The 14669-nt window shown below is 35.1% G+C and carries 16 protein-coding genes; 8 read left to right on the top strand and 8 right to left on the bottom strand.

All coding sequences use genetic code 11. The features are described 5' to 3' along the window. Window positions 1-241 precede the first annotated feature (241 nt). A complete protein-coding gene (locus BN3107_RS02500; RefSeq protein WP_082631213.1) occupies window positions 242-2179 on the top strand; it encodes a heavy metal translocating P-type ATPase in 1938 nt (645 codons plus the stop codon). 631 nt (window positions 2180-2810) lie between these two features. Here the strand turns inward: BN3107_RS02500 and BN3107_RS02505 are convergent. The 5 genes from BN3107_RS02505 to BN3107_RS02525 form a co-directional block, all read right to left on the bottom strand. Next, window positions 2811-3677 carry a YihY/virulence factor BrkB family protein gene (locus BN3107_RS02505; RefSeq protein WP_058306066.1) on the bottom strand — a complete coding sequence of 289 codons (867 nt, stop codon included), beginning with the start codon at window positions 3675-3677 and terminating at the stop codon, window positions 2811-2813. Then, a complete protein-coding gene (locus BN3107_RS02510) occupies window positions 3674-3958 on the bottom strand; it encodes a hypothetical protein (RefSeq protein ID WP_058306067.1) in 285 nt (94 codons plus the stop codon). The genes BN3107_RS02505 and BN3107_RS02510 overlap by 4 nt, the downstream gene beginning before the upstream one ends. Window positions 3959-3997: 39 nt before the next feature. Then, complete coding sequence (locus tag BN3107_RS02515; RefSeq protein WP_058306068.1) at window positions 3998-4468, bottom strand: low molecular weight protein-tyrosine-phosphatase; 471 nt, start codon at window positions 4466-4468, stop codon at window positions 3998-4000. A 48-nt stretch (window positions 4469-4516) separates the two neighbouring features. Beyond that, complete coding sequence (locus tag BN3107_RS02520; RefSeq protein WP_058306069.1) at window positions 4517-6235, bottom strand: sensor domain-containing protein; 1719 nt, start codon at window positions 6233-6235, stop codon at window positions 4517-4519. Between the two features lie 124 nt (window positions 6236-6359). Continuing rightward, window positions 6360-7007 (bottom strand): MOSC domain-containing protein, encoded by a 648-nt coding sequence (locus BN3107_RS02525; protein WP_058306070.1) that lies wholly within the window; start codon window positions 7005-7007, stop codon window positions 6360-6362. A gap of 135 nt (window positions 7008-7142) precedes the next feature. Between BN3107_RS02525 and BN3107_RS19270 the strand changes: the two genes are divergently transcribed. The 4 genes from BN3107_RS19270 to BN3107_RS02540 all read left to right on the top strand — a co-directional run bounded on the left by BN3107_RS19270 (window position 7143) and on the right by BN3107_RS02540 (window position 9887). Next, entirely contained in the window at window positions 7143-7274 is a 132-nt protein-coding gene (locus tag BN3107_RS19270; RefSeq protein ID WP_077065033.1) for a YflJ family protein, read from the top strand. Between the two features lie 264 nt (window positions 7275-7538). Then, window positions 7539-8546, top strand: a complete 1008-nt coding sequence (gene mreBH, locus BN3107_RS02530; RefSeq protein WP_058306071.1) for a rod-share determining protein MreBH — start codon at window positions 7539-7541, stop codon at window positions 8544-8546. Window positions 8547-8647: 101 nt separating this feature from the next. After that, complete coding sequence (locus BN3107_RS02535; RefSeq protein WP_058306072.1) at window positions 8648-8884, top strand: DUF2164 domain-containing protein; 237 nt, start codon at window positions 8648-8650, stop codon at window positions 8882-8884. Window positions 8885-9002: 118 nt separating this feature from the next. Further along, window positions 9003-9887, top strand: coding sequence for a DMT family transporter (locus BN3107_RS02540; protein ID WP_058306073.1), 885 nt, complete (start codon window positions 9003-9005; stop codon window positions 9885-9887). Window positions 9888-9962: 75 nt separating this feature from the next. Here the strand turns inward: BN3107_RS02540 and BN3107_RS02545 are convergent, their stop codons facing one another. The 3 genes from BN3107_RS02545 to BN3107_RS02555 form a co-directional block, all read right to left on the bottom strand. Continuing rightward, window positions 9963-10244 (bottom strand): HepT-like ribonuclease domain-containing protein, encoded by a 282-nt coding sequence (locus tag BN3107_RS02545; protein WP_197412036.1) that lies wholly within the window; start codon window positions 10242-10244, stop codon window positions 9963-9965. Window positions 10245-10291: 47 nt separating this feature from the next. After that, entirely contained in the window at window positions 10292-10579 is a 288-nt protein-coding gene (locus BN3107_RS02550) for a nucleotidyltransferase family protein (protein WP_058306074.1), read from the bottom strand. A 106-nt stretch (window positions 10580-10685) separates the two neighbouring features. Continuing rightward, the gene (locus BN3107_RS02555) at window positions 10686-11456 is read right to left on the bottom strand and encodes a TIGR01457 family HAD-type hydrolase (protein WP_058306075.1); all 771 of its coding nucleotides are present in this window, start codon (window positions 11454-11456) and stop codon (window positions 10686-10688) included. Window positions 11457-11752: 296 nt separating this feature from the next. Here BN3107_RS02555 and zwf point away from each other — a divergent pair, with 296 nt between their 5' ends. From zwf to BN3107_RS02570, 3 genes are all read left to right on the top strand, one after another. Then, entirely contained in the window at window positions 11753-13234 is a 1482-nt protein-coding gene (gene zwf / locus BN3107_RS02560) for a glucose-6-phosphate dehydrogenase (RefSeq protein ID WP_058306076.1), read from the top strand. A gap of 71 nt (window positions 13235-13305) precedes the next feature. Beyond that, the gene (locus tag BN3107_RS02565) at window positions 13306-13926 is read left to right on the top strand and encodes a cyclase family protein (RefSeq protein ID WP_058306077.1); all 621 of its coding nucleotides are present in this window, start codon (window positions 13306-13308) and stop codon (window positions 13924-13926) included. A gap of 197 nt (window positions 13927-14123) precedes the next feature. Next, window positions 14124-14666, top strand: coding sequence for a tyrosine-type recombinase/integrase (locus tag BN3107_RS02570; RefSeq protein WP_058306078.1), 543 nt, complete (start codon window positions 14124-14126; stop codon window positions 14664-14666). Window positions 14667-14669: the final 3 nt, after the last annotated feature.

The following is a 14669-nucleotide window of genomic DNA, read 5'->3' on the forward strand; positions in this document are numbered from 1 at the left end:
CTTATAAAAGATAACAGTTTATCTTCTTTATTTCAATGTTTTTATCATCTGTTATAGTAGAAAAATTTTACTGTTATATTATCACCTAACATAAATAGACACTATTGACTTTTTTCAAAAAAATGCTATTATTAAATTAATTATTAATTTATAATAATTATAATTAAAAGATAATGATAATCATTGTCATATAGGATTTTAACTGAATTATATTCTCAATTAGAAAGGAGAAATATTAGTAATGAGTAATGTAATTAAAATGATTTTAAATAAACCCATATTTGAAAACGAGACAACATGGAAGGATTCTCAAATACTTTCATTTTTGCGGAAACACAGTGAATTAATCGCTGCTTTATTTAGTGGCTTGTTGATACTTTCCGCATGGTTATTACACGATTCACTCTCTACGCGGAGTTGGACCATATTATTACTTAGTGCCTTTGTGATCGGCGGTTATGCAAAAGCAAAAGAAGGTATTACAGAAACCATCTCCAAGAAAAAATTAAACGTTGAACTTCTGATGATTATGGCAGCTATTGGTGCTGCTTCGATTGGCTATTGGACAGAAGGTGCGATTTTAATCTTCATTTTTGCCTTATCTGGTGCATTAGAAACCTATACGGAAAACAAAAGCGAAAAAGAATTAGAATCGTTAATGAATTTACAACCAGAAACAGCAACACTCGTCAGCAAAAAAGAAGTAAACGTTACTGAGTTAAAAATCGGCGATCATATTATCATTAAAGCTGGCGAACGAATACCTGCTGATGGGGTAATCATTAAAGGGGAAACATCGATCGACGAAAGTGCTTTGTCAGGGGAAGCCATTCCTGTCACCAAAAAAATAGAAGACGATGTATTTGCAGGCACTGTCAACATAAATGGCACATTATTTGTAGAAATCCATACATTAACCGATCAAACACTTTTCCAAAAAATTATTCAACTTGTCCAACATGCACAAAGCGAGAGATCTCCGTCACAACAATTTATTGAGCGATTTGAAAATACCTATGTAAAAGTAGTTTTAATTTCAGTCGGCTTTATGATGTTTTTACCATATTTCTTATTTGGCTGGTCTTGGACAGATACTATATATCGTGCCATGATTTTACTTGTTGTTGCTTCACCTTGTGCTCTCGTGGCCGCGATTATGCCAGCAACATTATCTGCCATCTCAAACAGTGCCAGGAATGGAGTCCTTTTTAAAGGCGGTATCTATGTCGAAGGTTTATCTACAATCGATACCATTGTCTTTGATAAAACTGGAACATTAACAAAAGGTGAACCTATAGTAACAGATTCCTTTATTGATCCAACGTATACTTATCAATATCTAGCGAATGTGATCTATCGAATTGAAAATGAATCAAATCATCCATTAGCACAAGCTATGACATCTTGGGCAAGTGACCACAAGAAGGATACCACGATTACTGTCGAAGAGGTAAAGCACGATAATGGAAAAGGATTAAGAGGTCGTATTGATAACGAAGATTGGTTGATTGGCAATAAAGCTATGGTTGGAGATAGACAGGCTGACGAATTTATTAATGCTCAGGGCGTTAACATGGATGAGCATGGTGAAAAAACGATGGTCTTTGTCAAAAAAGCAGAGAAAGTTGTAGCAGTATTCTTCTTGAAGGATACCTTACGAAAAGATTCTATTGAGGCAATAGAGGCATTAAATAAAATGGGAATCAAAACCGTCATGTTAACAGGTGATAACGAAAGTACAGCAGCAGCTATCGCCAAAGAGGCAAATATTGATGAGTTTTATGCTAACTGTTTACCTGAAGACAAAGTGAAATACCTAAAACAGTTATCTGAGAATAATAAAAAAGTTGCAATGATTGGGGACGGAATTAATGATGCACCTGCCTTGGCAACAGCGAACTTAGGGATCGCAATGGGAGCAGGTAGTGATATCGCATTGGAAACGGCTGATATTGTCTTAATCAAGAATAAACTTTCAAAAATCGTTAAGGCCGTACGCTTGTCTAAAAAAATGAATCGTGTTATAAAACAAAATATCGTTTTTTCTATCGCTGTCATCCTAACACTAATTGCTTCTAACTTCTTGCAACTGATCGATATGCCACTTGGAGTTATCGGACACGAAGGCAGCACCATCCTAGTCATCCTAAACGGACTACGCCTGTTAACATTTAAATAATCAATGCAAGAAGAATTATTACACAACAAAAGGATTATGCGACACAACTTTGGTAGCAATTTTGAAAAGGTATATGTGCGTGGTAACCGCTCTGGCTTGCCCACTCCCCTTTTCATGGGCTTTTTCCTTCAGCTAACTTTTCCAAGTAAAACCCACTTGGAAAAGTGGATCTTCAGGAAAAAGAATCACATAGGAGTGGAAGTGGACGCCTACGCTGAATGAAGTTCTACAAAGATAGCTAGTGCTAGCATATTGGATTATTACAGATATGAACATCTTTTATTAATTATCGTAAGTAAGCTAAAGAAAATTCATAAACTATATTGAATAATACCAATAGAATTATTCTTACTGGCGTTGTAAAGTATTAAAAAGCGCAGGCGTCGGCTTCCACTCCTGCGGGATGTTTTTATCCGAAGATCCACTTTTTAAGCGTCCTTTGCTTAAAAAGTTAGCTGAGGAGAAAAACCCGCGGAAAGGGAAGCCGACAAGCCGAAGCGGTTGTTACGCAGTTCTCAAATCTCATAATTAGAAACTAGAGTTATGTCGCATAATCCTTCAAATACGCATAAAAATCCAAACGATCAAATAACTATCGTTTGGATTTTTCTAATTAAAGAATTCTTTTGTGCTAATCTCTTTCTTGTTTATGGGTTTCTCTTTTGTTTTTGTGTTTACTTTCTATTTCTGCGTTAATTTCTCCTCCGGTGATGATGATGATTCCTGAAAGGTAGAACCATATCATAAGGATGATTACACCACCTAAGCTACCATATGTCGCCGAGTAATTGCCCATTGACGAAACATAGTAAGAGAATGCTAACGATGTTAACTGCCAAAACACCGTAGCAAAGATTGCCCCAATATAGACATGTTTAAAATAAACTTTTTTACTGGGAGCTAACCGATAGAGTGTCACTAAAACAATAAAGAAAATAACGGAAGAAATTACCCACCTTAATGCGTTCCACAAATCTAAGAATCCTGCAGACAAACCGAAAAATGAAAAGAGATACACGCCGATCATCCGTCCAAATATCGGTAACAGAAATGCGATAAGAATGACAAGCAACATCGCAATCGTCAAGACAATGGAAATTCCTCTCGTCACAATAAAAGACCGTTCTTCATCAATATTGTATGCTTTATTAAAAGAGCGAATTAAAGCATTAATACCATTTGAAGCAGACCAAAGTGTACCGATAATCCCAATTGATAATAACCCACCATTACGATTATTCATAATTTGTGTTAGATTATCAGTTAAAAGTGTCATGATTTCATCTGGCGCATAGGTAGAAACAAAGTTCATCACATCAATATTATCGAACGGTAAATAACCTACCAATGTTACAAGGAAAATCATAAAAGGAAACAAGGATAATAAGAAAAAATAAGATAATTGAGCCGCTAATCCCGGAACCTCATCAGACGTAATTCGTTCAAAAAGTCGTTTTAGAAAACGAATAAACGGTTGATTTAACCATTTCTGTTTCATTTAGAATCTCTATTGTCTATTTTCTTTGTGATTTCCTGTAATTGATTAAGCATATCTAGCGCTGTGGTTAAACCGGATGAAAGCTGCTGTGAACATTTAGCGTATCCTTCATTAAGTTGATGGATAGCATCTGCTGGGTTTTTGGCATAATATGCAGATTTATCCCCACAATTCTTGAGGTTTTCGGCTACAAAAATTCGTGTATCTCGATCAAATAATGTCAGCAAACCTCCAACAAGTGCTCCAGCTGCAATTCCTTTAATCAGTGTTTCTTTTCCCATTAGCTCTCAACCCTTCTCTATTTTGATAACTTACCGTTGCTATAAATTGTGCTCTTTTTCAATATACTCGAATAAATGTGCACAACCTTCTTGAACTAACTCGAATGTATAATCAAAATTTTTAGTGAAATATGGATCAGGTACATTTTGTTCTTTTGGCTGGTCGATAAAATCCATTAATTTTCTTACGGTTACTTTTTTAGACTCAAAATTAAATTGTTGTAAATCGTCCATGTTCTGCTGATCCATTGCAATGACGTAATCGAATTCTTCTAAGTCATTTGCTATAATTTGACGCGCCTTTTGTCCTTGATAAGAAATCTGCATCTCGTCTAATTTTTTTCTGGTTCCTTGATGCGGAGATTTTCCAATATGCCAATCACCTATCCCAGCTGAATCAATTTCAAACGTATCCTCTAGTCCTTTCTCCTTGACGATTTGGCGAAAGACCGCTTCTGCCATTGGCGATCTGCATATATTTCCTAAACAAATAAATAACACTTTAATCATATAATACCACCTCATTCATTATGCTAATCCTCTTTTTAAAAGGATCTGTTACGAATATTCTAACAATTTCTCTTTAATTATTTCTGGTTCCACTGGTTTACTATAGAAATAGCCTTGATAGTAATCACAATCTTGATGTTGAATAAAAGAGAGAATCTGTTCACCTTCTACCCCTTCTGCTACCACCTTTAAACCAAAAGTATGTCCTAATTGAATCATTGCTTTAATAATTTCAGCGCTTCCCGATTGATTAAATAATTCTTTAATAAAAGATTGATCGATTTTTAAATAATTTATCGGAAACTTTTGCAAATACCCCATCGAAGAGTATCCTGTGCCAAAATCATCAATTGATAATGAGATACCCATATCTCGTAATTGGTTCATTGTAGCAATACATTCTTCTGTGTTTTGCATGATACTGTTTTCTGTAATTTCAATTTCTAAATAATTAGGGTCCATCCCTGTTTCCTTAATAATATTTTTCACTCTTATTAAAAATTCTGCTTGTTGTAACTCTACCGCAGACACATTGACAGCTACCATCACTGGTTTGAGTCCGCTTGATCGCCATTTTACAAATTGGTTACATGCTTCCCGTAATACCCATTCCCCAATTTGTTCGATCATACCGATCTCTTCTGCTATTGGAATAAAAGTAGATGGTGGGATCTTTCCCTTTTTACCATGTTCCCATCGAATCAATGCCTCGACACCGACTATTTCATTCGTATGTACGTCCACCTTTGGTTGATAAGAAAGAGTAAACTCATTAAATTGAAATGCTTTACGTATATCTGACTCGAGTAATAGTAATTCATTATATTTTTCACTCATTTGATTATTATATTCAAATACGCGATTACCACCGTTCACTTTGCCATAATGAACAGCAACACTCGCTCTATTGATATAATCCTCTGCTTGCGCTCCCGATTCATTCAAATAACTGATACCTATTGTTCCGGTCATATAAAAGTCATTTTTCGATAAGACAAATGGCTGTCGAATGCTATGTAAAATTTCTTCAGCGAATGGACTTAAGTCTTCTATCGTTTGATCAACAACAATAATGAATTCATCTCCACCAAACCGATAAATCTTACAACCTCTAGGTGTTATCTCAAGAAGGCGATCTGCAATTAATGTAATTACTTGATCTCCTGCATATTGCCCTAATGTGTCATTTATATTTTTCAACCGATCCAAATCACACATAATCAGTGCTTTAGGTGTATTAATTTGCTCATTTTCAATGCTTATTTCTAAATCTTTTAATAATTTTTCACGATTAGGAAGGTTTGTCAATCTGTCATATGTTCGTAAATATTCTATTTCCTGCTCCGCCTTTTCAAAAGCTGTAATATCGATAGAAGTACCAACAATTTCAATAACTTTTCCATTCTCTATGATCGGTGATAACATCGAATATAAATAACATTGTTGATAGGTGTGTCTAAAGGCAATATCTTGACCTGTTAACGTTTCGAGTAATTTAGCCTTAAACAAAGCTTTCAAATCAAGATCCAATTTCGATAAGTCTGCATCTTTTCCTAATAAGTTATCTGATAGACCTAACTTTTCCTTTAACTTCCCCGCTAATAGTGAAAAATAGAAACGGCCATCCACTTGACGAATCACAAATATCAAGTTCATATTTTGCTGGATAATTTGTTGATAATTATGGTCTTCCAAAAGGTTATTGCGTTTACTGGGATTATTGTTTAGATCATCTTCGACTTGTTTGATTGCTTTTTCATTTGGCATGGTTGTCACCTTTATTTTTTATAGTTTCTTTTAGTATACGTTAAACAGACCAGCTAAAAAAGTAAATTAAGGACTTTTTTCTACTATTGCCCTATATTTCACTTTATTTCTATAAAAATATATCTTAACCTAATTTATCGATTCTTTTCTGTAAGGTCGCTTTGACATTGGCAGCAAGTCCGTCTAGCAGAAGATACTCTTCCATTCGTTGCTTGTTTTGACGATCATGAAATAAACAATCAAAAATATCAAAAGATGACACACGGTGTTTAGCCTCTTTTATCTTTTTCAGCTCATCCGTAGGTTTCACTGCACCTTCTTTTAATACTCGAAAATAAAATCCGCTATACCCTGTCTCCGTTACTACAGCAGGCATTTCATTAATACCGTTTACTTTTGCTATTTTGTAACATGGTTGCCGTGGTTGAGATACTTGAACCTCTGCTTCCCCTAATTGAAAAATGTCACCGATAAAAACATCTTTTTCAGTTAGACCTTCAATCGTTATATTTTCACCAAAAGCGGGATAAGCAAATGATTTATTATATTGTTTGTTCCAAAATAAATAATGTTCTTTCGGATACATTAGTAATGCTTTTTCTACACCACCATGATTTTTCAGGTCTGCCTGTCCATCTTCTTCAAAACCAGTTAACGTTAGAAAGCTAGGTTGATTAATTGGTTTTTTAATAAAGCCAGTTCTTATTTCTTTTCCTTCTAGTTGATATATTTTAGGTTTTCCAACGTTTAAAGAGATAATGGTATATACCATATGAATCCTCCTCCCACTATTTAAGTTCTATTATACAAAAAATAAACGAAAAAAATTACCATTCACCCCTTTTCACTATAATTTTCAGATGTTAGAATGGCACCTGCGAAATTTTTCAGTAAGGAGTGGTGAGTTATGCACGTAGGAAGTAAAGGTTGGTATGTAGAGAAATTGAAAGAAAAAGGTGTGCGTCATCATGAAGGAAGAAAAATCGAAAAATTCAAAGCACACGTCCTTGCTAATCTATTGGACGAAAAAGAACAATAAGCGAGCTTAAAATCCCAATTTAATCGGCGTATCGTTAGCGTCTCAAAAAGTAACAGGCCATACAACGGTCTGTTACTTTTTTGTTTTAAAATAATTGTTAAAATACACCACCCTTTCTACCGTCATAATTCTTAATTAAAAATAGAATAATTATATATAAAGGAGAAAACCATTAAAAGGGATATAGATGTCTTAGATGGTTAATAAAGCATATCATGAAATTAATTTTTGATATAAATACGTTCAACTTATGGAGGTAACAACATGTTTTCAAATACGGAAATTGGAATTGATTTAGGTACAGCAAATATTCTTATATACGCAAAGAACAAAGGTATTATTTTAAATGAACCATCTGTGGTTGCAGTTGATACAACGACTAATCAAGTAGTAGCAGTTGGTAATGAGGCAAAAGAAATGATTGGTAAAACGCCACGAAATATTGTTCCGATTCGTCCACTAAAAGATGGTGTAATTGCTGATTTTGATATGACCACACAAATGTTAAAAGCATTCCTAAAAAAAGTAAGTAAAAAAGCAGGAGTATCGATGCGAAAGCCTAGTGTAGTGGTTTGTACCCCATCTGGCAGTACGGCGGTGGAACGAAGAGCTATTGATAATGCAGTGAAAAATTTTGGCGCAAAAGAAGTGCATCTAATTGAAGAACCAGTCGCAGCTGCAATCGGTGCGGACTTACCTGTCGCTGAACCAACAGCAAGTATGATTGTTGATATTGGTGGAGGTACCAGTGAAGTTGGTATTATTTCCTTTGGTGGTGTAGTAGCTAGCCGTTCCGTCCGCGTAGGTGGAGATCATATGGATGAAGAGATTATTCAATATATTAAACGCCATTACAATGTATTAATCGGTGAGAGTAGTGCCGAAAAGATCAAAATGGAGATCGGTTACGCGCTAGTCGAGCATTCAGAGGAAGAAATGGATGTCAGAGGACGTGATCTTGTTACAGGCTTACCAAAAGTAGTTTCAATTCGTTCAACAGAAATCCAGCGTTCTATTAAAGAAGTATTGGAATCGATCTTACATGCCATCACTGAAACATTGGAAAGTTGCCCACCAGAACTAAGTGGAGATATTGTAGATCAAGGTATTACTATTACTGGCGGTGGGTCTTTGTTAAAAGGGATGCAAGAATGGTTATCAAATGAAGTGAACGTTCCAGTACACCTTGCTCAAAATCCATTAGAATCTGTTGCGATTGGTACAGGACGTTCTTTAAAAATGATCCAGAAATTACAGAAAGCTGTGAAATAAAACCTCAATCCTGATTGATTTTTTAGAAGATGTGAATAGACAATAACTCCCTGAACAATATGATATAATTGGAAATAATATTATTTTAAAGGAGTTATAGTATGAAAGCACCCTTCACCATCTCAAGAGAGAAAAAAGAAGAAATGGTAACATCGATTCAAGATTTCTATCTAAACGAACGCCAAGAAGAAATCGGAAATTTAGAAGCAGGCTTTTTATTAGATTTTTTTATGGTTGAAATAGCTCCAATCTTCTACAATCAAGGCATAAGAGACGCACATCAGTTTTTAAGTGAAAAATTAGAAGATGTTTTTGAAATTGAGAAAATAGAAAAATAAAAAAATGAAGAGTGTCTTAAGCTTACATCAATCAATGTATATCGGGCACTTTTCTATTTCTATGCTCTTTTTTCATTCCTGAAAACGTGTTATGATGCCTTCTATTGGAGGTGATCAAATGAAAGCATACATTCTCTTAATTTTAGCTGCTATGTTCTACGCTGGAAATTTAATTGTAGGGAAGCCTGTTACACAGGAAATTCCTCCAATAATGCTATCATTTTTTAGATATTTAATAGCTGCTATCGTTATTTTGCCAATTGGTTATCGTGAATGGAAAAACAATAAGGAACTATGGAAAAAAGAATGGAAAGCAATCCTGGCATTATCTATAACAGGACTTGTTCTCTTTAACATTTTCGTTTACTTAGCACTTAACTATACGACCTCTATCAATGCAGGGATTGTAGAAGCATCTACACCGATATTCACACTTATTCTTACCTTTTTATTATTTGGCGAACGATTTTCCAGAAAGCAAATGCTTGGGGTATTTATCTCATTATTCGGGGTGTTTTTTGTCATAACAAAGGGATCATTGGAAGTGATCACGAGTTTGCAATTTAACAGTGGTGATTTAATTATGCTACTAGCGATGATTACCTGGTCCTTTTATTCGATTTTCATTAAACAACATACATGGAAGTTTCCAACGTATGGCGCATTACTAGTTATGGTGGTAGTTGCTATTATTATATTTATTCCTTTAATGACCATCGAAATGAATCAATTCAGCACGATTAATTGGTCATGGAAAGTCATTGCCGGTCTTATCTATTTAGGTGTGTTCCCTTCTTTAGTAGCATTAATAGCTTATAATAAAGGAATTGAAGCCATAGGCCCATCACGTGCCTCTGTCTTTTTAAATTTAATTCCGGTATTTACTATGTTAGGTGCAGTTATATTCTTAGGTGAGCAATTAACATGGATACAGTTAATCGGATCGTTTTTTGTTATATTTGGGGTACTGATTACAAATAGAGCAAAGTTGAAAAAAAGATAGGTAACGGAAGATTATACCGTGATAAATAAAACCAACAGAAAATGCTTGGATTTTAGTGTCCAAGCATTTTTATTCTTACGATCTTTCTAGCAAATCTTTAATTTTTTCTTTTAATGTTGGCATCTCTTTCTCTACAACGTTCCAAACAATCTCATTATCGATACCAAAGTAATTGTGAATTAACACATCCCTAAGACCAGCCATCTCCCGCCAAGGTACATCCAAGTGGTGCTCCCTATACTCCTTTGATATCCGCTTTGTAGCTTCACCAATGATTTCAAGATTGCGAATCACTGCATCTTGAATTAATTTTGAGCTGAAAAAGTCATCTTTTCCATTAGGAAGATACGTTTCAATATTGGTTAAACACTACATAATATGCCTCAAATAAAGTTTGTCATCTTTCATAGGTGAAAGGCTCCACTTAAAATATCTTCCTTAATACTCCAATGAATAGAGTTTTCGGTTACAACATCAACGTTGGTTTTTACTATGTTTTCAACTTCTTGTTTAAAGCAAATCAAATCAAACAAACTTCTTCCTTCATCAAAATCCACTAATAAATCTAAATCACTTGAAGGTCCCTCTTCTAATTTAGAGACCGAACCAAAAACCCGTACATTTCGGATTCCGTGTTGATCTGCTAGTTTTAATATTATGTCACTTTTTTCTTGGAGCACATCATAAATCATAATGCATCCCTCACATTCGATATGTTACATCCATTATACCATTTCTGAAATCAGTTTATATAATGTGTGACTTTAAACTTTCCTTGTATATTTGTCTTGTTATTTTTCATTCACCAAATGTCCATTCCGCTAAACTATCGATCGCAAAAGTAGGCTGTTTTTCGATTTCTTTTAAATCCTTTTTCGTAGTAACGCCGGTGTGGACTAATAACGAATCAATTCCAGCATTAATTCCTGCTAATATATCTGTTGCATAATTATCTCCAACCATTAACGTTTCTTCTTTTGGTGTCCCTAACACTTCCAGTGCTTGTTCAACAATAATTGATTCTGGCTTTCCAATAAACGTTGGTTGAACTCCGGTAGTTACGGACAGAACCGAAATAAGCGAACCTGCACCCGGCAGAAAACCACGCTCTGTTGGAAGGGCAACATCGCCATTTGTCGCAACAAACGAAGCTCCTGAGCGAATATGTAATGCACCCTTCGCTAACTTTTCATAAGTAATGTCACGATCTAATCCCATTACGACCACATCTGCATTTTCTTCTACGATTTCAAGACCGCATTCCTCTAATGCCATATGGAGACCTCCTTCACCAATTGGATACACCTTTGCCTCTTTATTTTGCTCTTTTATATAACTTGCCGTCGCCATACTTGTAGTAAAAACGTGTTCTGTTGTACTCGGAACTCCCATATCCACTAACTTTTGAGAAACATCACTAGGGTGTTTCGTTGAATTATTTGTTAAAAAAAGATATGGCAAGCCTTTACGTTCTAATTCTTTTACAAATTCAATCGCTTCAACTATTTTTTCGGTACCTTTGTAGACCGTTCCATCTAAGTCAATTAGAAAACCGCTATATTTTTTCATGAGATCCTCCCGAATTTTTTGAAAATTCCATGTATTTCATTTGTCATTTTCACAATAAATGATAGTATATATTTATGACAGTTCCGTCAACACACCTATTTATATGTTATCATGTATAATATTTTCAATGCATTTTCACACATGGTAGTATAACATAGTACCATTATTTTTTTTGACACGTCGTTACAAGATTATAGCATATCGTGACACATATGCGTATAAAGTGAGACTTCTACTCACAACGGTTAACACCGTAAAAACTCGTAAATAAACATGTAGAAAGGTAGTTAAAGTTAATGACAACGAATAACCCGAAAGCAGTTATTGTTATTTTTGGTGCAACAGGGGATCTTGCAAATCGAAAACTTTATCCTTCCATTTACCGACTCTATCGTAATGGAAAGTTATCTGATAATTTCGCAGTGATTGGTGTAGCAAGACGTCCATGGACAAATGAAATATTCCGTGACAAAGTCAAAGAATCGATCGAAAGTTTCGATGATGATCATATTGATGCAGATGAATTTGCCAGTCACTTTCATTACAACCCATTTGATATTCAGGATCTAGATCATTATGAGAAATTAGAAAATTTAATTAATGAATTAGATGTTAAGCATGATACTGATGGCAATCGTCTCTTTTACTTCTCAATGGCGCCAAACTTTTTTGGTACCCTTGCAGCAAACTTAAAATCAGAAGGATTAACAACGACAAAAGGTTGGACTCGTTTAGTTATCGAGAAACCATTTGGCCATGACTATCAATCAGCGAAAGAGTTAAATGATCAAATAAGAGAAGCATTTAACGAAGATCAAATATACCGTATTGATCATTACCTTGGCAAAGAAATGGTTCAAAATATCGAAGTGATTCGTTTTGCTAATGCTCTATTTGAACCTCTATGGAACAATCAATACATTTCTAATATTCAAATTACATCAAGTGAAGTACTTGGTGTAGAGGAGCGTGGTCGCTATTACGATGGTGCAGGCGCATTAAAAGACATGATGCAAAATCATATGTTACAAATGCTTGCGCTCATCGCAATGGACCCACCAATAAAGTTAACACCTGAGGAAATTCGTAGTGAGAAAGTAAAAGCATTGCGTGCCTTACGTGTTCTAAATGAAGATGAAGTGGGACAATACTTTGTTCGCGGACAATATGATAAGGGACTCGTAAATGGCGAAGAACTTCCAGCATACCGTGATGGTAATGGGGTAGATCCTGAATCCAATACAGATACTTTTGTTGCTGCAAAGCTAATGATCGATAATTTCCGTTGGGCTGGTGTACCATTCTATCTTCGTACCGGAAAACGTATGAAGCAAAAATCAACAGAAATTGTAGTAGAATTCAAAGATTTACCGATGAACCTTTATTACGGTAAAGAACATGAGACAAAGTCTAATCTTTTAGTAATTCACGTACAGCCACATGAAGGGATTACCTTACATGTAAACGCCAAGAAAGGGGATTATAACGCTTCCTCCACACCGATCACGTTAAGCTATGACAATAACTCAGATGATAAAATGAATACACCAGAAGCATATGAAATCCTTTTACATGATTGTATGCGTGGTGATTCTACCAACTTCACTCATTGGGACGAAGTGGCATTATCATGGAAGTTTACCGATGTCATTGCGAAAGCATGGTCACAGAAAAAAGCGGATTTCCCTAACTATGCTTCAGGTAGTAACGGACCAAAAGAAGCTGACCAATTATTACACAATGATGGCTTCGAATGGTGGGACGTAACACCAGATTAAGTCAATTAGCAATCAATCAATATTTCTGTTGATTGATTGCTTTTTTATAATAAACAAAGAGGAGTGTTGACATGAAATTTTATGATATTTCGATGGATGTTCATCCTAACATGCAAGTTTGGGAAGATATAGAAGGGGCCAAACCTGTTTTTGATAGGAACACGAGTGGTCATGTGACGAGTACCACGGCACATATTGGCTTACATACTGGCACACACATTGACGCCCCCCTCCATATGATTAATGATGCGGATACTTTTGAAACGATTCACTTGGAAAGATTAGTACGTAAAGTGAAAGTAATTGATTTAGAAAATGTAAAGGATGGTATCACACGCTCTGACTTGGAAGCGCATTCGATAAAAAAAGATGATTTTATCCTGTGCAAAACGAAAAACTCGTATCACGATAAGCCTTCTTTTGATTTTAATTTTATCTTTTTGAAAGAAGATGGCGCTGATTATTTGAAGGAGTTAGACATTGAAGGGATTGGCATTGATACATTAGGAATCGAGCGTTCTCAAGAAGGAAATCCCACACACAGAACCTTATTCCGTCATGATATTATCATTATTGAGGGATTGCGCCTTAAAGAGATTGAGCCAGGTGAATACTTTATGGTGGCTGCCCCACTAAAATTAGTCGGCACCGAAGCAGCACCGGCTCGTGTTTTGTTATTTGATGAACTATAAATATATTAAAATATAAATTCATTGATAGTATTAACAGTTCCGAATACGTATATTAATCCGAACGATTTCGAAGGGAATCGTTTGGATTTTTTAATGGTAAAGATCTTTTATACCAGCTTCCTTTTGTTTGCTTATCATTTCATATGTTACATAACTTATGATAAAATGATATTAAGTAACATACAGGAGTGAAATATATGGAGTTTGTCCATCCAATTAGAACGAAGGAACAAATTAATCAATTCAAATCCTTTTTAAAGAAAAAGTCCGCTCGTGATTACCTTTTATTTGTGCTCGAAATAAACACAGGTATGCGAATTAATGACTTACTTACATTAAAAGTCCATCAAGTATGGGACGGAATACAACCTCGGGAATTCCTTTCAGTTTCAACACCTATCTACTTAAACACGAATGTCTATATCGCAATCGACAACTATTTATCCACTTCCTCGTTACATGGAGAAGATTATTTATTTCGAACAAAAAATAGTGGTAAGCCAATTACGAGACAGCAGGCATATCGTATTATTAACCATGCTGCACGTGAAATAGGGATGACAGATAAAGTTGGCATCCATACCTTAAGGAAGACTTTTGGATATCACGCCTACAAACAAGGAATTGCAATTTCATTAATAAGAGATATTTATGGACACTCATCTACTTCCGAAACATTACACTATATTGGACTGAATAATGAAATGCCCAATTCGATTAAGATTGATATCAATTTATAAGAA

The organism is Gracilibacillus massiliensis (genome assembly GCF_001458115.1).
Classification (GTDB): domain Bacteria; phylum Bacillota; class Bacilli; order Bacillales; family Amphibacillaceae; genus Gracilibacillus; species Gracilibacillus massiliensis.

Bases quoted from the DNA above. Each gene is read 5' to 3' on its own strand.
- BN3107_RS02500 (WP_082631213.1), top strand. From the start codon at position 242: ATGAGTAATGTAATTAAAATGATTTTAAATAAACCCATATTTGAAAAC.
- BN3107_RS02505 (WP_058306066.1), bottom strand. From the start codon at position 3,677: ATGAAACAGAAATGGTTAAATCAACCGTTTATTCGTTTTCTAAAACGA.
- BN3107_RS02510 (WP_058306067.1), bottom strand. From the start codon at position 3,958: ATGGGAAAAGAAACACTGATTAAAGGAATTGCAGCTGGAGCACTTGTT.
- BN3107_RS02515 (WP_058306068.1), bottom strand. From the start codon at position 4,468: ATGATTAAAGTGTTATTTATTTGTTTAGGAAATATATGCAGATCGCCA.
- BN3107_RS02520 (WP_058306069.1), bottom strand. From the start codon at position 6,235: ATGCCAAATGAAAAAGCAATCAAACAAGTCGAAGATGATCTAAACAAT.
- BN3107_RS02525 (WP_058306070.1), bottom strand. From the start codon at position 7,007: ATGGTATATACCATTATCTCTTTAAACGTTGGAAAACCTAAAATATAT.
- BN3107_RS19270 (WP_077065033.1), top strand. From the start codon at position 7,143: ATGCACGTAGGAAGTAAAGGTTGGTATGTAGAGAAATTGAAAGAAAAA.
- mreBH (WP_058306071.1), top strand. From the start codon at position 7,539: ATGTTTTCAAATACGGAAATTGGAATTGATTTAGGTACAGCAAATATT.
- BN3107_RS02535 (WP_058306072.1), top strand. From the start codon at position 8,648: ATGAAAGCACCCTTCACCATCTCAAGAGAGAAAAAAGAAGAAATGGTA.
- BN3107_RS02540 (WP_058306073.1), top strand. From the start codon at position 9,003: ATGAAAGCATACATTCTCTTAATTTTAGCTGCTATGTTCTACGCTGGA.
- BN3107_RS02550 (WP_058306074.1), bottom strand. From the start codon at position 10,579: ATGATTTATGATGTGCTCCAAGAAAAAAGTGACATAATATTAAAACTA.
- BN3107_RS02555 (WP_058306075.1), bottom strand. From the start codon at position 11,456: ATGAAAAAATATAGCGGTTTTCTAATTGACTTAGATGGAACGGTCTAC.
- zwf (WP_058306076.1), top strand. From the start codon at position 11,753: ATGACAACGAATAACCCGAAAGCAGTTATTGTTATTTTTGGTGCAACA.
- BN3107_RS02565 (WP_058306077.1), top strand. From the start codon at position 13,306: ATGAAATTTTATGATATTTCGATGGATGTTCATCCTAACATGCAAGTT.
- BN3107_RS02570 (WP_058306078.1), top strand. From the start codon at position 14,124: ATGGAGTTTGTCCATCCAATTAGAACGAAGGAACAAATTAATCAATTC.